The sequence below is a fragment of the Mucilaginibacter sp. NFR10 genome, assembly GCF_900100445.1.
In the GTDB taxonomy this organism is placed as follows: Bacteria; Bacteroidota; Bacteroidia; order Sphingobacteriales; family Sphingobacteriaceae; genus Mucilaginibacter; species Mucilaginibacter rubeus.
In genome coordinates, this window is the sequence record NZ_FMTV01000015.1 from 23417 (window position 1) to 47215 (window position 23799).

At 43.4% G+C, this 23799-nt stretch carries 18 protein-coding genes; 5 read left to right on the forward strand and 13 right to left on the reverse strand.

All coding sequences use genetic code 11. The annotated features are described in order from the left end of the window. Positions 1 to 16: 16 nt before the first annotated feature. Entirely contained in the window at positions 17 to 1090 is a 1074-nt protein-coding gene (gene prfA, locus BLP33_RS26345) for a peptide chain release factor 1 (RefSeq protein ID WP_090534829.1), read from the forward strand. 244 nt (positions 1091 to 1334) lie between these two features. On the opposite strand, the gene BLP33_RS26350 is transcribed toward prfA, so the two are convergent. The 7 genes from BLP33_RS26350 to BLP33_RS26380 form a co-directional block, all read right to left on the reverse strand. Continuing rightward, positions 1335 to 3608, reverse strand: a complete 2274-nt coding sequence (locus tag BLP33_RS26350; protein ID WP_090534830.1) for a Tex family protein — start codon at positions 3606 to 3608, stop codon at positions 1335 to 1337. A gap of 258 nt (positions 3609 to 3866) precedes the next feature. Beyond that, the gene (locus BLP33_RS26355; RefSeq protein ID WP_090534832.1) at positions 3867 to 5213 is read right to left on the reverse strand and encodes a DUF58 domain-containing protein; all 1347 of its coding nucleotides are present in this window, start codon (positions 5211 to 5213) and stop codon (positions 3867 to 3869) included. 9 nt (positions 5214 to 5222) lie between these two features. Continuing rightward, entirely contained in the window at positions 5223 to 6200 is a 978-nt protein-coding gene (locus BLP33_RS26360; protein WP_090534833.1) for an AAA family ATPase, read from the reverse strand. Positions 6201 to 6202: 2 nt separating this feature from the next. After that, positions 6203 to 7384 carry a DUF4350 domain-containing protein gene (locus BLP33_RS26365; RefSeq protein WP_090534835.1) on the reverse strand — a complete coding sequence of 394 codons (1182 nt, stop codon included), beginning with the start codon at positions 7382 to 7384 and terminating at the stop codon, positions 6203 to 6205. Continuing rightward, positions 7381 to 8145 (reverse strand): DUF4129 domain-containing protein, encoded by a 765-nt coding sequence (locus tag BLP33_RS26370; RefSeq protein WP_090534836.1) that lies wholly within the window; start codon positions 8143 to 8145, stop codon positions 7381 to 7383. The genes BLP33_RS26365 and BLP33_RS26370 overlap by 4 nt, the downstream gene beginning before the upstream one ends. A gap of 7 nt (positions 8146 to 8152) precedes the next feature. After that, positions 8153 to 9025: a hypothetical protein gene (locus BLP33_RS26375; protein ID WP_090534838.1), complete on the reverse strand. Its 873-nt coding sequence runs from the start codon at positions 9023 to 9025 to the stop codon at positions 8153 to 8155. Then, positions 9026 to 9988, reverse strand: coding sequence for a stage II sporulation protein M (locus BLP33_RS26380; RefSeq protein ID WP_090534840.1), 963 nt, complete (start codon positions 9986 to 9988; stop codon positions 9026 to 9028). Positions 9989 to 10078: 90 nt separating this feature from the next. On the opposite strand from BLP33_RS26380, the gene BLP33_RS26385 reads away from it, so the two are divergent. Then, positions 10079 to 10813 carry an RDD family protein gene (locus tag BLP33_RS26385; RefSeq protein ID WP_090534842.1) on the forward strand — a complete coding sequence of 245 codons (735 nt, stop codon included), beginning with the start codon at positions 10079 to 10081 and terminating at the stop codon, positions 10811 to 10813. Here BLP33_RS26385 and BLP33_RS26390 read toward each other — a convergent pair. Beyond that, the gene (locus BLP33_RS26390; protein WP_229701768.1) at positions 10807 to 11166 is read right to left on the reverse strand and encodes a DUF2752 domain-containing protein; all 360 of its coding nucleotides are present in this window, start codon (positions 11164 to 11166) and stop codon (positions 10807 to 10809) included. The genes BLP33_RS26385 and BLP33_RS26390 overlap by 7 nt on opposite strands. Further along, entirely contained in the window at positions 11166 to 11639 is a 474-nt protein-coding gene (locus tag BLP33_RS26395) for a DUF5684 domain-containing protein (RefSeq protein ID WP_217633233.1), read from the reverse strand. Before BLP33_RS26395 ends, BLP33_RS26390 begins: the two co-directional genes overlap by 1 nt. A gap of 138 nt (positions 11640 to 11777) precedes the next feature. On the opposite strand from BLP33_RS26395, the gene BLP33_RS26400 reads away from it, so the two are divergent. Next, complete coding sequence (locus tag BLP33_RS26400; RefSeq protein ID WP_090534843.1) at positions 11778 to 13205, forward strand: L-serine ammonia-lyase; 1428 nt, start codon at positions 11778 to 11780, stop codon at positions 13203 to 13205. A gap of 100 nt (positions 13206 to 13305) precedes the next feature. Here the strand turns inward: BLP33_RS26400 and BLP33_RS26405 are convergent, their stop codons facing one another. Both BLP33_RS26405 and BLP33_RS26410 read right to left on the reverse strand, forming a co-directional pair. Further along, positions 13306 to 14652 (reverse strand): M28 family peptidase, encoded by a 1347-nt coding sequence (locus tag BLP33_RS26405; RefSeq protein ID WP_090534845.1) that lies wholly within the window; start codon positions 14650 to 14652, stop codon positions 13306 to 13308. A gap of 324 nt (positions 14653 to 14976) precedes the next feature. After that, a complete protein-coding gene (locus tag BLP33_RS26410) occupies positions 14977 to 18147 on the reverse strand; it encodes an ATP-dependent DNA helicase (RefSeq protein ID WP_090534859.1) in 3171 nt (1056 codons plus the stop codon). An 82-nt stretch (positions 18148 to 18229) separates the two neighbouring features. Between BLP33_RS26410 and BLP33_RS26415 the strand changes: the two genes are divergently transcribed. Continuing rightward, positions 18230 to 18796, forward strand: coding sequence for a hypothetical protein (locus BLP33_RS26415; RefSeq protein ID WP_090534847.1), 567 nt, complete (start codon positions 18230 to 18232; stop codon positions 18794 to 18796). Between the two features lie 71 nt (positions 18797 to 18867). Here the strand turns inward: BLP33_RS26415 and BLP33_RS26420 are convergent, their stop codons facing one another. Beyond that, positions 18868 to 20580: a glycoside hydrolase family 3 protein gene (locus BLP33_RS26420; protein ID WP_090534848.1), complete on the reverse strand. Its 1713-nt coding sequence runs from the start codon at positions 20578 to 20580 to the stop codon at positions 18868 to 18870. 197 nt (positions 20581 to 20777) lie between these two features. Here BLP33_RS26420 and BLP33_RS26425 point away from each other — a divergent pair, with 197 nt between their 5' ends. Beyond that, on the forward strand, positions 20778 to 21461 hold the full coding sequence (locus tag BLP33_RS26425) for a porin family protein (RefSeq protein WP_090534850.1): 684 nt from the start codon (positions 20778 to 20780) through the stop codon (positions 21459 to 21461). A 243-nt stretch (positions 21462 to 21704) separates the two neighbouring features. On the opposite strand, the gene BLP33_RS26430 is transcribed toward BLP33_RS26425, so the two are convergent. After that, on the reverse strand, positions 21705 to 23090 hold the full coding sequence (locus tag BLP33_RS26430) for a methyltransferase RsmF C-terminal domain-like protein (protein ID WP_090534852.1): 1386 nt from the start codon (positions 23088 to 23090) through the stop codon (positions 21705 to 21707). Between the last annotated feature and the right edge of the window lie 709 nt (positions 23091 to 23799).

The window sequence follows — 23799 nt, forward strand, 5'->3', positions numbered from 1 at the left end:
TCATTATTTATAAAATATGTTAGATAAATTAGAGCTGATATACGAGCGCTGGAAAAATGTTGAAGGTGAATTGAGCAATCCTGAAGTAATGCAGGATATGAAGCGTTTTGCCCAGTTGAATAAAGAATATAAAGACCTTGCCAAAATTGTTGACGAGTATCATATATACCGCAACATTATGAGCAATATCGAAACCAATAAAGAGATCCTGGCTACCGAAAAAGATGAGGAGTTTCGCGAGATGGCCAAAATGGAACTTGACGAACTGCTTGCTCAACAGGAAGTAAAGGAGGAAGAAATTCGCCTGATGCTGATCCCTAAAGATCCTGAAGATTCTAAAAATGCTATTGTAGAGATCCGTGGTGGTACCGGTGGTGATGAGGCTGCCCTTTTTGCCGGCGATCTTTACCGCATGTATATGCGCTATTGCGAAAAACGCGGCTGGCGTACCGAGCTGGTGGATTATACCGAAGGCACCAGCGGCGGTTATAAAGAGATTGTATTTAACGTAAACGCCGAAGACGCTTACGGAACCCTGAAATACGAATCGGGTGTACACCGTGTACAACGTGTGCCTGATACCGAAACACAAGGCCGTGTACATACTTCAGCAGCTTCGGTGGTTGTATTGCCCGAAGTTGATGAGTTTGATATCGACCTGCAGGTTAGTGATATCCGTAAAGATTTGTTCTGCGCTTCAGGGCCCGGTGGTCAGTCGGTAAATACTACCTATTCGGCTGTGAGGTTAACCCACATCCCTACAGGTATTGTTGCCCAGTGCCAGGATCAGAAATCACAATTAAAAAACTACGATAAGGCTTTACAGGTACTACGTTCAAGGGTGTATGAAATGGAGCTGCAAAAGCACCTGGAAGAAACATCAAAAAAACGTAAAACTATGGTATCAACCGGCGATAGGTCGGCCAAGGTGCGTACCTATAACTATCCTCAGGGACGTTTAACTGAGCACCGTATTGGGTTGACTATTTACAACCTGCCGAGCGTATTGAACGGCGACTTGCAGGAAATCCTTGAATCGCTTCAGTTTGCAGAGAATGCTGAGAAGCTGAAAGAAGGGACAGTAGCGTAAGTTATAATCAGATATTAAATAGAAATCCCCAGCCGTAAGGTTGGGGATTTTTTGTTTGTGAGAAACTATTCAGGGAGTTTGCTACTAACTTTTTAAAAAGATCGTCATGCCGAACTTGTTTCGGCACCCCACAGGACGAGTCGCAAATTTGCTTAGCAGGCTTGCTTAGCAAGTGGGGTGTTGAAACAAGTTCAACATGACTGGCTTTTGTAAACAAGCACGTGAGCAATCCCGTTTTTTTTAATTACAACTTAAACTTACCTTTCAACGCAGCCAGCTTCAAGGCCATATCGGTTTCCGGTTCTTTTTCAACCCTTTTATTAAAGTTGGGCTTGTTGTTATTGCCTTGCGGACGGCGGTCATCGCTCCGACGCTGGTTCGGTTCGCTTTTGTCGTTCTCTTTCATGGATAGGGCAATACGCTTGCGGTTCACATCAACCTCGGTAACAGTTACCTCAACCTTTTGATGTACTTTCAGTACCTCGTTAGGGTCTTTGATGTAACGGTTGGTGATCTGGCTCAGGTGAACAAGGCCATCCTGGTGAACGCCGATATCGACAAAAGCACCAAAGGCTGTAATGTTGGTGACGATGCCCGGCAGCTTCATGCCAACTTTCAGATCGCCGATAGCATTTACACCTTCTGTAAAGCTGAAAGCTTCAAACTGCTCGCGCGGGTCGCGGCCCGGTTTGGCAAGTTCGGCCATGATATCATTCAGGGTTGGCAAACCAACGGTTTCGGAAACATATTTTTGTAACGGAATGCTTTTGCGCAGGGTTGGGTTGCTCATCAGGTCTTTCACTGTGCATTTCATATCGGTAGCCATTTGTTCAAGCAAACCATAACGCTCCGGGTGAACTGCACTGGTATCCAACGGATTTTCCGCATTGTGGATCCGAAGGAAGCCTGCTGCCTGCTCAAAAGCCTTATCGCCCAAACGTGGAACTTTTTTCAGTTGCTCCCGACGTTTAAAAGCGCCATTCTGGTTGCGGTATTCCACAATATTCTGCGCCAGTTGCGGACCAAGGCCTGATACATAAGCCAGGATCTGTTTTGAAGCGGTGTTAAGTTCAACACCCACCGCGTTCACGGCGCTGATCACCGTGTCATCTAAAGAGGTTTGCAGCTTGTTCTGGTCAACATCGTGCTGGTACTGACCTACGCCAATCGATTTTGGGTCGATCTTTACCAGCTCGGCCAGTGGGTCCATCAAACGGCGACCGATAGATACGGCCCCTCTTACGGTTACATCATAATCCGGAAATTCTTCCCTCGCCACTTCAGATGCTGAATAGATAGAAGCACCGCTTTCATTAACCATTACAATAGTCACGCCCGGTAAATTCAGGTTGCGAACAAATACTTCTGTTTCGCGGCCCGCGGTGCCGTTTCCAATAGCGATAGCCTCGATATTATATTTCTGGAACAGGTGCTGTACCGTTTTCTCAGCTTCACGCGCCTGGCCTGCACCGGTGTGTGGGTAAACAGTGGTGTTTTCAAGCAGTTTGCCCTGCTCATCCAAACAAACCAGTTTACAACCGGTACGGAAACCCGGATCAAGCGCCATTACGCGTTTTTGACCAAGCGGTGCGCTCAGCAATAGCTGGCGGGCATTTTCTGCAAATACGCGGATCGCTTCCTCGTCGGCTTTCTTTTTGGTAAGCAGGCGCACCTCTGTTTCCATCGATGGTTTTAACAGGCGTTTGTAGCCATCGGTAATAGCCAGGCGGATTTGTCCGGCAGCCGGGTTGTTTGCCTTGATAACTGAATTTTCCAATATCTCCAGTGCATCATCTTCTTCAGGTTTCAGGTCGAGCCATAGGATCTCTTCCTTTTCGCCGCGGCGCATGGCTAATACGCGGTGCGATGGCGCTGTTTTAACAGGCTCAGTCCATTCAAAATAGTCTTTGTACTTAATCCCTGCCTCCTCTTTGCCTTCAACCACTCTTGATGCAAAAGTGCCTTTTTCAACAAACAGTTCACGGATTTTGGTACGTATTTCAGCATTTTCGGCAACGGTTTCGGCAATGATATCCCTTGCGCCGGCTAAAGCTTCTTCAACGCTCGCTACGCCTTTTTCATCGCTGATGTATTCGGCAGCTATCAGTTCGGGGTCGATATTTTTTTGTTCCAATAAAACATCGGCCAATGGCTGCAGGCCTTTTTCGCGGGCTGTAGTAGCACGGGTTTTGCGTTTTGGGCGATAAGGAAGATAAAGGTCCTCCAAAGTAACCATCGTTTCGGCCTCGTTGATCTGTTTTTCCAGCTCGGGCGTTAGTTTGCCCATGTCTGTAAGCGATTTCAGGATAGCCTCACGGCGTTTGTCCAGTTCGCGCAATTGCTGTACACGGTCGCGGATGGTGGCAACCTGTACCTCATCCAAACTGCCGGTAAGTTCTTTACGGTAACGGGAAATGAACGGAACGGTAGCTCCTTCATCAAGCAAGCCTACCGTAGCGGTAACCTGCTTCTCAGCTACAGAAAGCTCTGCAGCTATTATTTTATAATGAATACTCATAATCAAAATTCGGACTGCGAAGTTGAGGGAATAGGCTTACAATTCAAAAAAAGATTGTTAACAAAAAGTTGAAAGTTTTGATTGGGCTATTGTTGGCAATGTAAATATAGGGTACATTTTGTTAGCAGGCAGTTTAAATTGTCTCTGCGCGGACTAAACTACCTGATGTTAAAAATGCTGATCTTTTCTTTAAGTTACAAAATGCAATAAAGCGCGATGGGTAATTGCGTAATGACAATTCGGGAGATGTATGGTCATCTATATCTTTTGCTTCGCCTTTATTTCCAGGTAGCGGTTTACTGTGTTTATGGTAAGGTTTTGGGGGGATGTCAGTATCGACTGGATGCCGTGGCTGGCCAGTTCTTTAACCATTAGCTTTTTATCGTAAGCAAACTTTTCGGCAATGGTTTTTATGTAGATGCCTTCAACATCTTTGGCCGGTTGTTCGCTCAGGATTTTTAATTCCGTATTTTCAAAGAAGACTACTAATAGCAGGTGAAACTTGGCTATCCGTCGTAAAAAAGGCAACTGTCGCTGTAACGCCGAAAGGCTTTCATAATTTGTAAAGAACACCACCAAACTACGCTGTTTTAATACTCTGCGTGTTGTAACATAAAGTGCCTCCATATTGGTTTCCAGATACCGGGTTTTTTCCTTGTATAAAACCTCCATTATCTTATTAAGCTGCGCGTAATTCTTATCGGCAGGCACTATAGAACCTATTTTTTCGCCTACAGTTATTAAACCCGCTTTATCTTCTTTAAGCAGGGCTACGTTTGATAGCACAAGGCTTGCGTTGATGGCATAGTCCAATAAACTTAACCCTTCAAAAGGCATCCGCATAGCCCGCGATTTATCAATGATGCAATAAACGTGCTGCGATTTTTCGTCGGTATAGGAGTTTACCATCAGGTCGCCCCGCCGGGCTGTGGCCTTCCAGTTTATGGTGCGATAGTCATCGCCCGGAACATAGGATTTTACCTGTTCAAACTCCATACTGTGGCCAATCCTCCTGATTTTCTTAATGCCTATCTCGGTGAGCCGGTTTGATATCGCCATCAATTCATACTTACGCATTTGTAAAAAAGAAGGATAAACGGGCAAAGTCTCAGCCTGCTCAAAATTGTAACGCTTAGATACCAGACCAATAGCCGATCGCACAAAAACCCGAATAAAGCCAAACTCATATTCGCCCCGGCGGGTTGGCCTCAGTATGTAATTAATCTGCTTACGTTCGCCGGGGGCAAGGGTTGTAGCAAACCAAATATCACGTTTCTGAAACTGTGCGGGGATCTCATCTATAATTCCGGTGTTAATCCTGAAACTATACCGGTTTTCGATATAAATACTAAGTTCGTTTTCGTCGCTGTTGCTTAAGCGTTCAGGGGCAAGGCGTTTGGCAAATACACCATCGCTTAAACGATATAAGATGAACAGATCGGCAATTAACAAGGCCAGCAAAGCGTAGAAAGCTATATCAGGCACAATGCCCAGCCAGGGGAAGAAAAACGAAAGTAAATACAATACCACACAGGCAGCAACCGCGCCGAATAAACGGTTAGTTAAAAACAAGTTGGTATAAAATAGTCGGAATAGTTTTTTCACGCGCTTTTACTATCGTGGCACTTCAATTTTTTGTATTACCTGGGTTATCACCTCGTCGGGCGTTACGCCTTCCATCTCCTTATCAGGCGTTAACATAATCCGATGGCGCAGCACAGGGGCGGCAACATAAATAATATCATCGGGGGTAACAAAATCACGCCCCCTGGTAGCAGCAAGCGCTTTGGCTCCATTAACAATAGCCAGCGACGCACGCGGCGAACCGCCCAACTGCAGGGATTTGCTATTACGTGTTTCGTGGATAATTTTAGCTGTAAACTCCAGGATCTTATCTTCTACATGCAGGGCCCTCACCTGGTTGCGCAACTGGTTGATATCAGCAGCGGCGAGTAAAGGTTGCACCTGGCTTAGCTGATCGGTTGTTTTTTGCTGATGCTGACGACTAAGGATAGTTATTTCCTCTTCAAGCGTTGGATATTTCACTTCTATCTTAAACAAAAACCTATCCAGCTGGGCTTCAGGCAGGCGGTAGGTACCTTCCTGCTCAACCGGGTTCTGTGTTGCAAAAACGGTGAATGGCTCTTCCATTTTATAGCGGTGCCCGTCAATGGTAAGCTGCCGTTCTTCCATTACCTCAAACAAAGCCGATTGTGTTTTTGCCGGTGCACGGTTGATCTCATCTATCAGGATGATATTACCGAAAATAGGCCCTTGTTTAAATTCAAACTCGGTTGTTTTAGGGTTAAAAACAGAGGTTCCCAGGATATCCGATGGCATCAGATCTGGTGTGAACTGAATACGGGAGTACCGGGCATCTATAGTTTTGGCAATAAGCTTTGCGGTAAGTGTTTTGGCAACGCCCGGCACACCTTCAATCAGGATATGCCCATCGGCCAGGATCCCCGCAATAAGCAGATCGATTGAATCATGCTGACCTACGATGATGGTTGCCAGCGTGGCTTTTATTTGCTCAACAGCAGTGCTTAATTTAGATAGATCGGTACGTTGTTCAAAAAATTCGTTTTCCATATTTACCTGGATTGGATATAAAATTGTTCAATAAGTTGGTTGAGCCTGATGAGCTCTTGATCTGTTACAATGTCATGAGTACTGATGAAGATAAATGCACCGGACAATTCACGGGCAAGGTCTTCGGTTGCACCGGTACGGTTAACCAGTTCTTCTACAAATTCGGGACCTGGCCGGTTTGCTTTTATCCGGTAAGTTTCGCGTATAAAAGCCCAGAAATACTGCATTTTTTTCCGGGCGATGTTAATGTTGTCCCTTCGTTCATAGTATACCTGCCCTACTACGTTCACGAAATCAAGAGTTGAGTTTTCGAGCGGATTAATAATTGGGATAATGCGCTGACGTCTTTTCGCCTCATATAGCACAAATATCAGCAAGGTAAACAATGCCAGATAGTAAGCCGCTTTTAACTGCGTATTCCCAAGGAATACCCTCATCGGCGAGTCATTCTCACCGGTACCCTGAGTATAATATTCGTCCCAAACTATCTCCGGTGTTTTCTTTACCATGGATAAAGCAGTAGAAGCCCATTCGGCCCCCTGAGGCTTCAACAAGCTGTAGTTAGTGAACATACCCGGATTGGGCGTTAAATACAGGTTGCCTTTCCCCATCGGATACTTCAGTAAGTTGGCCTTATGGTCGTCCGTTTCACCTATAACTACTGCATGTGCGGTATCAAATTTATCGTAATAGCCTGCTGTTAAACCCTTATCAACAAAATAATTCACCTCGGGCGACAGGGCCGGGTTTACAAAATGCATTAACGTATGAGTATTTCCATTAACCGCAAATTTATTAGTGATGCTTATTTTAAGTTCCTTTTCAAAATCGGCCCCTAAAAATCCGGCGGCGATAAAGACGTCGTTACCGGCAGTAATATATTGTTTAAGCTGTTTAAAATCGGGCTTGGTAATATTGAGCCCCCCGGCTATGATAATGTATGATGAGCCTTTGATGGAATCTTCGGCAATAGTATTGTAAATGGCCTGGCGTTTAGGTTTGATCACAGCACCGGGAAAAATATCCCGGGCACGCTCATAAAGTACCCGCGTGCCATAAGGGATTTTATCGGTATTGCTGAACGTAGGCGTCCAGTTAATATCCCTGGGCTTATTCATGTTTGCCACTATGTAAACGGCAAACAATACTGTGGCTATTATAAAGTAAATCTTAAGGTCCTTCATAACAGCTGTTTTTTAAAGTTTTGAAACAACTGGTTTATATTACCAAAAGCAGCACCATCGATATTAAAACCGCCATACCATACGTATTCAAACTGCCTGGTTAGCGATACAAAAGATTGCCGTACAGATGGATTGTTAAGCTCATATACGTAAGCCGAATTGGTTTTTTCGGGTTGCCACTGGATAAGGCCGCCATCGCTAAGCTGCTTCAGGCTTCGCAGGTAAAGCAGGCGAACGGCTAAGCGGTAATTGTGGTTTAAAATTGCCCTGTCAATTTCCTCATCAAAATTGATCTCGTGGATATTCTCAGTCGATTCGGTATAGGCCAGTGGTGTTTTGCGCGACTTACCCAGCAGCAGGTTGCCCATATCCATACCCAGCAACTTCATTACAAAAAAGATGAGTGCACCAACGGCCAGTATCAAAAAGAAGTATTTAAGAAAACCAGCAAAGCCGGAGCTTATGCTTAAGCTGCCAAATAAGGTACGCCAAAACCACATCCAAAACCTATCCCAGAACGACAACTCATTACCTATACTTTTGTCGTTATACTGATATTCCTTGTCAGCCCGGTATTTATCAAGTGCATTTTCATTAAAACGGCGTACATTCACCTTCGAGCTATCCATACGCACAACCGCGGCCTTCTTTTTAAAAACGCTGTCTGTTTTTAAGGGAATAGCCTTTCCGCCAACTTTAGCCACCGACGGATTGAGGGTAAAGCACAACAGTATGAAAAGGATTAGTATCGGTTTAGGCATAACTCAATTAGTATTGTTCGGCAGGCAGATCGTCGGCTTTATCGGCATGTGTGCCAAATGCTTCTATACGCTCTAAGATCCCGGTTCCATCTTTTCTTTCCTGGAGGCTAAAATAACACAAGGCAATGGCTATGGTTGGAATAGCATAAGTAAGTAGTAAAATATTTTGAAGCATACTGAAAAATATCACTGCTGCTATTGAAAGATATTTAAAAGAAACGAGGATCCGCAATGAGGCAACAAGCATTAAAGGTATACTGGCAATTGAATTACTTACACTTACTATCAGCGAGCAAACAAATATGATCCCAAAAACCATCCACCAGTGATCTTTTATAAGCCGGAAGCCTTTATTGAATGAGTATCCAAATGAGGCATTCTCCATGATCATGGTAGGCAAAATAAGGTAAAATATCGGCGTAAGATATATGCCTGGTATTATACAAAATAAAAAACCGAAAATGAGCAGGATGAATAATAAAAGACCACTCCCTAACGAACGGAAAAAGTAATATTTAAAATAACCCCAAACGTCTTGTGCCGTTGGTTTATCTCCTTTTTTTTCAAGATAAACTGCGACAAAACACAGGGTGGTAAGGTATATAAAAAATTGCGCCAGCATCATCACAAAACCGTTTGCTGCAGCACTTATACCCACTTTGAGGGTGCTGTTATAGTCGCCTTTAGCGCCTGGATCAAGACTGTCATAAACAGATAATTGTGAAAATGCAGTGGCAACAGTACCAACCAGCACAAAAAAGCCGCAGATAACGAGTAATGACGAAAAAAGCGGTTTGAAATTCTGTTTCAGGAAGGTGAAGGTGTCATTTATTATTTCGCCAAAATCACGGATCCTCCTCAGTTCAATAATATATTTCATTTAATGATCGGTATTAATATAGTTTAGGTTTTTATTCAATTTTGCGGGGTAAAGGATCACATACCATATCATGAACAGTAATGATGAAGCTAATATAATAATACTTAACCAAACAGGCATTTCGGTATGGCGCGTTACAAAGCTTTCAAAAAAAGCGGCTAACAATATGATGGGAATAAGGCCTACTGTAATTTTCAAGCCCTCAAGCGCCCCTTTTTTTAATGATTGCAGCCGGGTATACGTTTTGGGAAACAACAAACTGTTACCAAGTACTAAACCGGCACCACCGGCCACAATAAACGACGACATTTCAAGCGTACCATGGATCCAGATCACCAGTATGGATTGGATTCCAAGTCCCTTGCTGAAAAAATAATACTGAAATGAGCCAAGCATAACGCCGTTCATTAAACTGGCGTATAATGAACCAACAGAAAAAAATAAGCCCATCACAAAAAAGCGCAGTTCGACATAAACATTATTGATGGCTATCTGGAAAAACATCAGGCCCGAAGAACTGCTTTTATATACACCGAAAGGATCACCTTTCGCGATGTTATCATTGGTCATGTTCACATAATCATCGCCAAGGATAAGCCGTACAAAATGATTATCGTATTTGGCCGAAAGCACTCCCATACAGGTAAAAACCGCAAAGAAGATAAGCGAATACAATAACTGCCTGCGATGCTGAAAAAAAAGCAGCGGCAGTTCGTATCGCCAGAAAGCTGCAAACCTGTTACTTTTTTCCTTTTGATTTTTGTAAATGTCCTGGTGAAACGTTGATGCAAGACCGTTAAGGTACTTTGTTGTATTTGATTGTGGGAAGAAAGTTTTGGAATAGGCCAGGTCGTCGGTAATGGCTATAAATGCGGCAGCAAGCTCATCCGGGTCCGTTGGCTTATTGGTTTCATAGGCCTTCCATTTTTCGGTATTTTGTTTGATAAACAGCGCCTCACGCATTTTAAAAAGCAGGTTTTATTTTTTGTTAAAATACTCACAAATCTTTAATATGCAATCATATTTTACACTAACAAATTTATCTTTGTTAAGATGCAAACCATAACCGTACACACAACACAAAATATTGATATAGACTATGAAATAGCCGGCCTCGGCGAACGGATAGTTGCCCGGATAATTGATTACGCCATTTTCATTGCTTTCTATTTCATCTTTATTTTTCTGATCATCGGAAAAATGCCCGAAAGCGTGCTGGTAACGTGCGCAATTATCATGGCGGCGATATTTGTATTTTACGATTTGATTTGCGAAACGCTGCTTAATGGCCAAAGCGTTGGCAAGCGGATAATGAAGATACGGGTGATCAGCCTCAATGGTAACCGTCCCCGCTTTGGACAGTACCTGTTAAGATGGCTGATGCGCATGGTTGATTTTGGCATTACCCTTAACCTTGGCGCACTGCTTTGTGCCCTGGTGACTGAAAACGGCCAGCGTATAGGTGATGTGGTTGCCGGAACAGCTATGGTAAAAACACATCCGCGTACCAAAATAGACAGCTTAACATTCAGGCCATCGGGTGACGATTATGAACCTACTTTTAAAGAAGTAGCTGAGCTAAACGATAACGATGTAAGGCTGATAGCCGACGTGATACATAATTACATGAAAACACATAATGCCGTTGTGGTTTACAATATGGCAACAAAACTAAAAGAGCATTTGAAAATAGCCACACTGCCTCCCGATATGAACGACCTGCAGTTTTTACAGGCTATTATTAAAGATTACAGCCATGTAAGCGCCATGTCTGAGCCTTATCAATAAGCAACGTGATTATAAAGATGCCACATCTTTATAACATAGCTGATAAGCACGATACTACCATTGATCATAAAAATGGTTTTCTTTACAACGGCTTTATCAGTATCGAGTTTAAAAATAACATCGGCTATGCCGTAGATAAAAAAAAGGATTAGCGGAATAGCCGCGGGATATAGGAAGAAGCTTTTTTGGAAATCGCCCTGGATGAGTGCTACTACCGAGCGCTGAAAGCCGCAGCCGGGGCAATCAATACCTGTAAGATATTTAAAGGGACAGGGTATTAAATGCCCCTGCAGCCAGTGGATAAACCCTAACCGGCTGCAGGAAGCATATATCATGATATTATTTACCCACATTAATAGTTTTGTGGAGGTGGGTTTTGATTATTGAACGGATCGCGGTAATCATTTGGGTTAAATGGTGCAGCGCCCTGTGCTTCTTTGGCAGATGGACCCAAATAGGTTGCGCTTCCAAATCCAAGAATCGGATAAAAAATAAACGGGAAGATAATCAGACCAATTGTAAAACCTTCACTTTTACCAAAGCTTTTACTTAACAGGTTAATCATCCAAATACCAAAAATTATATTAGCGCAAGGGATCAGAAGCATGATAATCCACCATATAGGTTTTCCAATTATCTCAAGTAGTACAATGATGTTGTAAATTGGAATGATTGACGCCCAACCAGGTTTTCCTGCTTTGGTGTACACTTTCCAACTACTAATCACCACGATAACCCAGATTATAAGGCACGGGATGAAAAATGCACCAAAAATAGCACCAGCCATGCCCGCAGACATGTCGGAAGAAGAAGTGTAAGAATCCATAATTTTGTTTAGTGTTTAAGTTTAAGTGTATTATTTGTTTAAGTTCAACGCAAATTATAAATTATTTTTATCAAAAGCACTAGCATAACGTATTTATTATAGAACCTGTAATTATAATTTATCCTTAATTTTGACTTGATGCAAAGAGAACAGATTTCGGTTTTTGATATGTTTAAGATAGGCATTGGCCCGTCGAGCTCGCATACGCTTGGCCCCTGGCGTGCCGCGCAGCAGTTTGTGCAGTCGCTTGAGCAACAGGGGGTACTGCCGATGGTGCAGCAGGTTAAGATCTTATTATATGGCTCATTAGCCAAAACAGGTCATGGGCACGGTACGGATATAGCTATATTATTAGGTTTAAGCGGCGATGACCCGGTTACTTTCGAGGTGGACCAGGTAATACCTAAAATTGAGCAGATCAAAAGCTCGCATGAACTGATCATCGGTGGTATTTTACCATTGAGTTTTTATGCTGAGGATGACCTGCTGTTCCTGTTTAACGAAAGCTTACCTTATCATCCAAACGCGGTAACTTTTCAGGCATTTTTAAGTACCGGAAAGGCAATTTCTGAAACATACTACTCGATAGGAGGTGGTTTTGTGGTGAAGGAAGGTGCTTCAGGGCAATCAAAAGCGGAGGTTGACCTTCCCTTCCCGATTGATACCGCAGCCGATCTGCTGCACTGGTGTATCAAAACAGGTCTTCGGATTTCGGAAGTTGTAGCCGAAAACGAGCTGGCCTGGCGCAGCGAACAGGAAACCCGTACCGGGGTGTTGAATATCTTCAGGGCATTAAAAGAGTGTATTTACCGGGGATGTCACACTACCGGCCAATTGCCTGGTGGATTAAATGTGGCAAGGCGCGCCGCAAAATTAAACGCAAAGCTCATCGGCAACAATAAATATAGCAATTATGAGGAATGGGTTGCAGCTATCAGGAATACCGGCGATAGCTTTAAAAATACTTTAGATTGGGTAAGCTGTTTTGCATTAGCCGTTAATGAGGAGAATGCTTCATTTGGCCGTGTGGTAACTGCGCCAACAAATGGCGCCGCAGGTGTTATTCCTGCAGTGCTCCAATATTATATTGCTTTTTGCGATGGCAATACCGAACAAAAGATCATCAATTTTTTATTTACTGCCAGCGAGATCGGAAGCATCTTTAAAAAAGGCGCTACCATATCGGCAGCCATGGGCGGCTGCCAGGCCGAAATTGGCGTATCATCTGCCATGGCTGCGGCAGCATTAACCGAATGTATGGGCGGTACCCAACGCCAGGTACTTATGGCTGCCGAAATAGCCATGGAACATCACCTCGGTCTCACTTGCGACCCGATTGGTGGGTTGGTACAGGTCCCCTGCATTGAACGTAATACCATGGGTGCTATCAAAGCTATCACTGCCTCACAACTGGCGTTGCAAAGCAATCCCGAAAAAGCGAAGGTAAGCCTTGATGCAGTGGTAAAAACGATGTGGCAAACCGCGCTTGATATGAACTCAAAGTATAAGGAAACAAGTGATGGCGGATTGGCAATTAATATCCCTATCAGTTTGCCGGAGTGCTAATTACTCACTTCTTAAACAGCCGTGAATCAAATTCAAAAAATTCATTTTTCTTGAGTGCAAAATCTAATGTCCATTATCTAACCTACAATCTTTTGATTATCTACCTCACCGGCTTCGGAAACACCGGCAAACTTTCGTGCCCTTCAGCATCAACAGACTGTACCGCGAAGAAGTAATTATCCTTTGAGTAATTCAACGTAGCTATAGTATCGGTTACATAGAATTTCTTTTCCCAATAGGGGCTGATGGTTTCACGCATCAGTACATAATAACCGGCGGGTTTTTTGCCAGTAGCGGGAGTTTCCCATTTTAGTTTGGTTTTATTGGTTAAGTCGCTGGTGATCACACCAACGTTTTGTGGTTCGGCCGGGGCCGAAGCAAGATTGGCCAATACCGAAAGGTTCATGCGGGCTACTTTTTGTACATAATTAAAATCTACAAAATCGGCCAGGTCGCCATATTCAACACCGTTTTCGGCGCGGATATTCTGATGCTGACGGTTAAAGTTTTCGTTCATTTCAGTAAACCTTACAGCCGTAAAGCCCTGTTCTAAAAATGGCAAATGATCGCCACCGCGCAAATAGCGATCTCGCCGGTAAATAAGCTTTACGTCCAATTGATCAACATAACGCTCTCCAATTTCTTTGGTATACCTTGCCAACTGCCTCGACGGACTATCATTTTCCCCTCCTAATGATTTCAAAGCTGCCACTTGTTTATCGGTAGCTGCTGTAGGTACACCATCACTAAAAACACGTACGCTGCGGTTATCTTTCAGGTCAGTTTCCATGCCATAAGTATTGCCTACGATATCATTATTCAGCATGGCATCTACATTCCAGTTTTCTGCTTTGGCACGTTTAGCTACATTGGCCGATCCGTAAAGCCCTTGTTCTTCACCAACTACCGTCATGAAAATAATAGTAGCCGGGAAAGATCGTTTAGCCATCACCCTTGCCAGTTCCATTGAAAGTGCAGTGCCCGAAGCATCATCATTTGCGCCCGGTTCAACACCATTGGCATCCATCACATCATTTATGCGGGAATCATAATGGCCTGATACCAGATATATCCGGGTATCATTCGGATCGGTACCTTTCAGTGTGGCCAGTACGTTTTTGAGCTTGATGGGTTTATCGATACGTGTACCTTTAGGCTGTGTGAACGTATCAAACTTTACGGTCATCCTCCCGTTTGATTCCGAAGCATATTTCTCCATTTCGGCCTTGATCCAGTTGCGCGCTGCACCGCTGCCCGTGGTTTTACTGGTTGTATCGCTCAGCGTGTGCCTGCTTTTAAAGCTAACCAGTTTGCGGATGGTTGCCTCAATGTTTTTGGCTGATACATCATCAACCATTTGCTTAATGCCAGCGTCCTGTTTTATGATGGTTTGGGCAGTGGCAGGCAAGGTTAGGATGAGGAGGAGGAATGGGAGGATGTGTTTCATATGATGTATGTCTGAAACCCGAATTTATGGAATTAATGAATTTGCAGAATGAAACATATTGTAATAATCACGTGATGCGATTTCTCCTATGGCGAGTTTAAATTTGTACGTTTAAGGTGGTAACACCGATCACAGGGCATTTTTAGTGTAACCCTGTACCTTTTATAAATAGCTGATTGTTAGATTAATATTAAGAAATATTCGAATTTGTGTTAACCCTGTTAACCCCTGTCGTTTCTTTTTGTGGTCAATGTGATCACACCGCCAAAGGCAAAACGGGAGGATGTGTTTCATATGGTATGGTAGTAATTTTTTAAGAAAAAACTATTCCCCTTCCTCCTCCGCAACAATCCCCAAAATCTCATCGGCTTGTTTAAAATTGCTTTTTACAAAATGGCACCAATCGCATTCTTTTTTGCCGCAACCTGTGCTGAAATTGTGGGCCATGATCTGCTCATAAGTGTCCTTAATCTGCCCGGTTACTGTCTCTACGTCTTCCGGTGTTATCACAAATTTTTCGCGGTAATATTCACCATCGCTTATGGGTTCAACAAAATCAAAAATGGTGCTGATCACCTGCCAGTCGGTAGTGCGGTCATGATCTATCAGTATTTTATAGAAAACAGCCTGTCGCCAGTAATCGCCTCCGTTTGGCGCATCATTGGTTGGGCGCAGTAGTTTATCTTTTGCATTTTTAGGCTTGCCGGTTTTGTAATCGACAACCGTAGCCTGCTTGCCGTCAAATTCAATTTTATCCAGGTTACCTTTAATAGGAACACCCGCTACTTCAATATTTTTTATAGATCGTTCTGTTACCGCTATTTTATTCCAGTGTGGCACATTTTGTTCGTAGTAGGGGGGGAGGATCTTTTCACCATATGCTGAGCGCAGCTTAAACTCATCTTTAGTAAATGAATCGCGATTGCGGGCCATATACCATCTAAACTCGCGCATGAAATTTTCCGTACTCAAAAACTCGTTATCATTATCCTTCAACTGCCTGTAAGTTTTGTTGAGTGCCCAGTGTACCGCCTGTCCAAAAGTAGCCGCTGGACTTTTACCCGATGGCACCCTGATCAAACACTGAAAATAAAACCGCAGCGGGCAGTCCAGGTAACTGCTCAGGTGGGTTACTGATAGGGTGTAATTCTGCAGCAGCTGATTGATGTAGTTTTTATCCAGTAATTCAACTTTTGGTTTTTCGGCTTCGCTGAATTGGGTTGCCTGGAACTCGATCATATCCATGGCATCCACTTTAGGATAGTGTACCTGCATATTGGTGCTGGCTAATATCTCGCCTATAAATTGGCTTGCCTCCTGGTCTTTGTCTTTCCTGTCCTTGGCAGCGTATGAGATCATAAGGTGCTGCTTGGCACGCGTTACCGCCACATAAAACAGACGGCGTGCTTCCTCTTTCTGTGCAATTTCATCAGCGGCGGAGCGGGTAAGTGTGTCGGGATAGCTGAAACCGCTGTTCCGGCCTTTACTGTCCCAGGTACGTTTGTCGCAGCCAATAAAAAACACATATTCAAACTCAAGCCCTTTTGAGCCGTGTGCGGTGAGGAAGTTAACACCGTTCTCCGAAAAGATGCTTTGGTTAAGCTCCAGGCGGATCTGATGTTTCTTCATCATTTCGATGGTCGAGATCAAATCAGGCAGGTTGATGTCTGGCCTTTTGCGGCTTTCATCTTTCAGGAAATCGAAAAAACTGGTAAGCATTTGCATGTAGCTGCCCTTATCCTGTTGCTGCATGATATATTTCAGGATGCCCATTTTGGCTATCACACTTTGAAAAAGCTGTTGCAGCGTAACGCTAACCGACTCTTTGAGCAGGTAATCAATATTGCTTACCAGGTACCGCATCTCCTGTTGCTGGTCGGGGTGAAAAAGGTCTGCTTGTTTGGGTGGCCTCATCTCGCTTACGTAACGGCGGATAGAAGTTTTAGGCTGATTGTAAGCCAGGGTACCAAAGTTTTCTTTAAACACAGCAACGCTTGCCTTGGCAATTTCAATAGGGGGGATGTTAAAGAAATCATAATGCATGATCTCAAACAACAATTCATCCCCGCTGTATGGCGAATCGAGCTCCATGGCCAGGTAACGCAGTATGTTGATGATTTTTTCGCCAAAGGGTTGGGTAAGCACATCTATCTTGCGTTTGGTATTTACCTGGATCTTTTGCACATCCAGGAATTTGATCATTTCCTCAACCTGGTTGTGATTACGATAGATAACTGCTATCTCGCCGGGGGGCACGCCATCAGCCACCAGTTGTTTTATCTGTAGCGATACATCAACCAGTTCTTTATCAGGGTTTTCGTACTCCCGGATCACCGGCTCAACCAACAGGTTATTAAAACGCGGGTGCGACGATTTTAAAGCTTTATCTAAATTAAGCTGACTGGTTAATCGTTCAAAATTGTTGTCGATAAGCGCTTTTGAAATATCGAGGATCTGCTGACTGGAGCGATAGTTATGTTTTAGCACTACGGTGTATAGTGTATCTACATAGTCATTGGCAAAATCAAGGATGTTTTTCATGTTGGCTCCCTGAAATTTAAAGATCGACTGATCATCATCGCCTACCACAAAAACATTCGGGGTATCCCAATAATTAAGCAAAAAGCGCAGCAACTCGTTTTGCGATCCGCTGGTATCCTGGAACTCATCTACCAGAATATACTGATAACGTTCCTGGTATTTACGAAGGATTTCTTCATTATCGCGGAACGCGCGCAACACCCAAATGATCATGTCGTCATAATCATAGCGGCCGCGGCTTTTCATTTTTTCTGTATAGTTTTGGTACTCTCCAACAGCAGCCAGCAGTTTTTTCATCACATCATGCGCGGCGTCAATATCTTTTTGTTTGGGATCACCAATCTTGATGCCTGCTTTGGCATTAGCCCGTTTATAAATAAATTCCTCGCGGTTAGGCAAATCTTCAAGATAGTCATTTACCGCCTGCTCAATCATTTCGGCGTTCCAGTTTTCCCGCTTCATAGTGCTGAACAGGCTTTTAAGCCGGGGAACATCATAATAAATATCGCCCGTAAAACGCTTCAGCAGGTGATCGTTCGGGAACTCATCAACCAGTTCCCGGAATAGCATAGCTGATTCCAGGTCGGAAAGCGACTCCAAATTCAGCTTGCCGAAATACTCGAGGTTCTCCTGGATGATCTCATTACAAAAAGCATGGAATGTATATATATTAATACGATAAGCATCGGGGCCGATAAATTCGAACAGACGTTTGCGCATGGCCACTGCGCCGGCATCGGTGTACGTTAAGCACAGGATTTCGCTGGGTAAAGCGTCTGTATCAGTCAGGATTTTGCCTATCCGCGCTGCCAGGATCTGCGTTTTGCCTGTACCGGGGCCGGCTACTACAAGTACAGGGCCATCCATTTTGTTAACCGCGGCCAATTGCTCGGGATTTAAACCGGCTAAGGCTTCCTGAAATTTAGCGTTATATTTATTGAATGTAGATTGCATAATATTTAGTAAAGATAAAAAAGGATGCTGCTGCATTTGCAAACAGGATAATAAATATGATATTTAGGCCATAATATTAACCATGGAAAAACCTTATCAGGGGCGGGCGATAGTTGAGGATAATTTCGAGTATCTCAAAATTACTATTCCTGTAAAACGAAATTATATCTCCATTATATGGATTTGTTGCTGGATAACTTTTTGGGTATATTTTGGAGCATCTGCATTTGGTGAACTTTTCAATTCCCCTAACGAATTTGGCCGCGTATTCATGTTGCTATGGATAGGCGGTTGGGCCCTTGGCGGAGTTATGGCAGTAAAAACGATAATTTGGTTGTTTTGGGGCAAGGAGATCATCGAAATTGGAATGGGCACCTTCAGCATCAACCGAAAAAATGATCTTTTTACCCGCGAAAAAGTTTACGATCTTAATGAATGCAGGGAGTTTAGGATCAGGGAAATAGATTCGGAATCTGACAGGAAATTTTGGTTCGTATTTTATTACCGGAATAAAGAAAAGGGAACTATAGCATTTGACTATGGCATGCGAAACTTCTGCTTTGGAGAAGATCTTTATGAGCCAGAGGCACAATACCTGTTGAATGTTATGAAAAATAAAAAAGTATTAACTGAAAGCCAGTTTAAATAACAGTTATGGGCTGTTAGATTATTTATAACTGCGCGCACCTAACCTCTAATCGCCAGTCTCTAATCTCTTTTCTACAACCCCATCCCCGTTGTAAAAAATGCATTTACACTTACAGGCAGCTTACCGGTAGGCTTTAACCGACCGCTAAGCACTTTCGCTGCCGACTGTTGCAACTCGGGCGACATCTGGTAACAAACCAATAAACTGCCAGCTTTTTCAAGTCCCGGCAAACCCGCTATAGTATAAGCATTGGCAAACACACTGAATGCCGTGTTTTTGCGTGATGCCAGGTCGGCAATCATCAGTTTTACATCGCTGCTGTAGTCAAGCTTGCTTTGCGGGCGCAGGCGGGCATCATGTATGCCCACAATTACTTGCTGGTATTGTTTAAGCCAGTTCAGGATATTGGCAACTTCAATCGCCGGTGCATCTTTATTAACTATAAATATGCGGCTGTTCGGGAAACTTTTTACAACCTCCATCTGGAAAGGCGTTGGCGAGCTTACCCCTATACTCACGATGGCTGTTTTTAAAAATGGATTAAGCTTTACATTATTGTTCTTCAATTGGGTTACCGCGGCGTCGCTTAGTTGTTGTACCAGTGTTTTGGCGGCATCGCTGTTAATGTCCTGGCTTAAATTGGTTAAAGCAGTTGGCTTGTATTGATTAAGCCCTGCCCAGTATTTGGCAACTAAGATCTTTTTGATCCGCGCTTCAAACTCAACAGCACTAACGCTGCCATGCCTCACAGCCTTACGGATCAGGCCGATAGCCCGGTCGGAGTTTTCAGATAGTTCAATGATATCATTGCCGGCAATAAATGCCCTTACATCGGCTTCGCCCTTGGGGAAATATTTGGTTACCCCTTTCATTTCCATCGCATCGGATATCACCAGGCCTTTAAAGTTTAACGAATCTTTCAGGATTCCGGTAATAATAGGGCGCGAAAGGGTTGAGGGCAGTTTGGGCGTATTATCTAAGGAAGGGATCGCCATATGAGCGATCATTACCCCGCTAATACCTGCATTGATAGCTTCCCGGAAGGGATACATCTCCAATGAATCTAATCGGCTACGACTATAAGGAAGCAGCGGCAAATCAAAATGCGAATCGACATTGGTATCGCCATGTCCCGGAAAATGCTTGGCCGAAGTAAGCAAGCCTGCATCCTGCATGCCTTTAAAATAAGCAATCCCTTTTTTGGCCACGTTATACATGTTATCGCCAAAAGAGCGGTAATTGATAACGGGGTTATTAGGATTGTTGTTCACATCCATATCCGGCCCCAGGTTCATTTGCATGCCCAGGCGTTTAAAATCATAAGCTATCTGTTGGCCCATTTTGTAAATCAGGTTATTATCCTGTATGGCACCGAGGGTCATTTGGTATGGATATGATATGGTAGAATCCAGGCGCATGCCCAGGCCCCATTCGCCGTCCATAGTTATAATTAAAGGTACTTTGGCCAGTTTTTGATACTTATTGATTAGGTTGGCCTGGCGCACCGGCCCACCCTGAAAAAATACAACGCCCCCCAATTGCTGCTCTTTAATCACCTGCCCAACCGAATCTTCATAGGCTTTCCCTTTATTGGTATGCGCCCTTACAAATAATAATTGTGCAACCCGCTGCTTGCGGCTCATTTTATGATACACCGAGTCGACCCAGCGGTTTTGTTTGCCTAACAATTGGATATAACTTTCTTTTTGTGCAAAAACATCGGCGGTGAAAAATGTGAAGATGATAATCAGCGGGTAGAAAATGCGGGTTTTAGAAGCTTGCATAGGCCAAATGTAGCGTTATTCTGAATTTTTGATGAAAATGATGTTACAACTATTACAAAAATCAAACCGCTAATAAACCTTTGTGTTTTTTATTAATCTATCACGTTATTAACATACATAGAAGGAAAAGCCGGCAGTAACCGATAAACTAACGGGCTAAAGACTTTTCCGCCACTTATTTAAAACAGACAAATACGATGAAAAAATTACTTTTCTTGGCAATGTGCCTTTTTACCGTAGGGACAGTTAGCGCGCAGGGGTATTACTATGGACCGCGTCATCGCCGGCCACCCCGCAGGGTTGTTGAAAGATCCCAGCCCCAACGCCGCTATGATGATTTTTACACCCCCAAAGTTGGTTTAGCAGTAGGTTTAAACGTTTCAAATACGGTTGATGCTTATAACAGCAATTACAGTTCCAGTTCACTTGCCGGCTGGCACGCGGGTTTAACCTTTGATGTGCCTATTATCTACCCACTATCATTTGCGCCCGAAGTATTGTTTTCGCAAAAAGGATATGAGGTGAATGACCGGGACGGGAAATTTACACAGCGCACTAATTATATTGATGTGCCTTTACTGGCTAAATTTAGGGTGGTACGGGGCTTTAACCTACTGGTTGGTCCGCAGCTTACCTTTTTAACATCAACCAAAAATACTTACGAAAGCGGTTTAGGTACCAGTGTTGATCATATTGACAATGATGCCAATCATAGTTACGTTGCCGGTGTAGTAGGCATAAGTTTTGACATTAACCGCAATGTGGAGATCCGCGGTCGTTATAATATCGACCTTGGTGAAAATCGTCCTTATGCTGATCAAAACCTGCCCGATTACCGTAACCAGGTTTGGCAAATTGGTTTAGGGTTTAAATTTCAATAATAAATAATGGAGCACGGTAATTGATCACAGTAACTTTAATGTAGCATTTACTTTTATGCAAATACGCTAAGCCGCAAAGGGGGAAGAGATTCCAAAACTTTGCGGCTTAGCTTTTTTTGTGAGTTTAAGTTCGATCTTTATTTATTAGGGCGTTGCCTTCGGCCGGGCTTTCCGCTCATACTGCGCAGGGCCTTAGCCACATTGGCTAGTATCCGCTTCAATCCCTAACGTAAAGGCATAATATTACCATTCCCTCGGAGGATGCGTCGAGAGGATCCTTATTTCTTTAGGATAATAATTATTGATCCGATTTGGCAATAATTTGGCCCAGCCAAGCGGATGCCCTTCATAGGTCATGAGCGTCCAGCCTTTATCTGTTGTGGATAGTTCTATGTTGTCCCGGCGCAGGTATTGGATAGCCTGATCTTTATTAAGGGGCGTTTCCAAAACTGCATCTTTATTAATTATAAGGCTTAGCGCCAGTTCATGGTCGGGGATCAGATCTTTACCGGCAAGCTTACCTATAATTACGCCTGATTTTTTTATATAGAGCTGTCGCTGTAGTATATTGAGGCTTTCTTTATGGGCGCGGTTAATAGCCATCCAGTCGTCATTTACCTTAAAATAATAAAGGTCGTCGGGGTTATTAATATATGAGCGCACCTGGTCGAGCTCCTTGCCCGGCAATTTTTGCTGGGTGTTGTTTTTAAAGGAGGCCAGATCGCCGCTGTTTTCTTTTTTTTGCAGGCAGGCGGCAAATAAGCCTTCGCCTTTTATCTTACCCGGGTAAAAACGGTAGCCCCAGGCTTTTTTCTCCGGCGACTGGGTTTCAACAATGCCCCATTCCTTATTAATAGGTATGCGGATGCTTTCCAGCTCAAACTCGGTGCAAAGCCAGTCCAGGATATCTTCATTTTCCGGGTGTGAGTAGGAGCAAGTACTATATATAAGGTACCCATCTTCTTTTAAGGCTGGGTAAATATCAGCCAGTATGCGTTCCTGTCGCTGGTGGCAAAGGTTCACGTTCCCTTCCGACCATTCGCTCATCGCGTCCGGATCTTTTCGGAACATGCCCGAGCCCGAGCAGGGGGCATCAGCGAGTATAATATCAAAAAAACTTTTCAGCCTCCCGAAATCTTTAGGGTCATTATTAGTGACAATGGTATTGGCTGTACCCCATCGATTCAAATTATCTGTTAATATAGGTACGCGTGTTTTAATGATCTCGTTTGCCACTAATAAATCGGCAGGTTGCAGGGCCGAATTAAGCAAGGTGCTTTTACCTCCGGGTGCCGCGCAAAGGTCAAGTACTTTTACCGCATCATCATTATTTTGGTTGATGGTTTTAAAAATATGATCAATAAACATTGATGATGCTTCCTGTACATAATAGCAGCCAGCATGAAAAAGAGGATCGAATGTGAACGACGGGCGGCTTTCAAGATAATATCCGTTGGCGCACCAGGGTACATTTTGTGTAATTTTTAAGGCAGATGGTTTAAAAGGATTAACCCTTATAGAGGTTGGAGCCTCCTCAAACCGGTGCGCTTTTACAAAATTTTCTTCATCGAAGCCGTTTTCCGCGCTCAATGATGCGATGAAATGCGGAGGGAAATTATGCTCATTCATATACATTTCAAATATACACATTAGCTAAATGCCCGTCTTTACTTAATTATGAGGGTGTTTGGGGATGTATTTTACCTTAATTTACAGGCAGTTGTAAAATAGGTTTAATTATTTGAAAATATATCTTGGTTGGTAGATGGTTTTCTGTGTACATTTGTGACCGCTTTAGAAAAAGAGGCGTTGTTTTTTGAAAATTAAAAGCGAATAAAAAGATTAAAAAAAGTGAAATTTTCACTTGCTAAATCAAAATGAAATTCGCACCTTTGCAGCCGCTTCAAACAGGAGCGGTAGTTCATACAAAGGGTAAAAGAATCGGTGTTGAAGAGGGAAAGAGAAGAAAGATAAACACTGCAAAACTTTAAAAATAAAAAATAAAAAAGTTTTGGAAATAAGAAAAGGTTTTCTACCTTTGCAGACCCAAACGGAAGGGTGCTTGAGAGAGCGAAAGAAGTTGAGGCTGAGCGAGTTCAGTCAATAAAAGAAGGAAGAAAGTTAACGATGGTTAATGAGTAAAACAAAAGAGCCGGAAGCGATTTTCGGGGAAACAAACTGACAAGTTAAGCAATGCGAATTGCGACGACATAATAGCTGATTCGGATGATGAAGCGAGCAAGTTCTTTTAAGAAATGGAAATCATGTAGCGTAACGGGAGGCGAAGTCTAACCAAGGTTAAACAAAGCTGAAGAGTTACAAAAAGAAGAGAGACTGT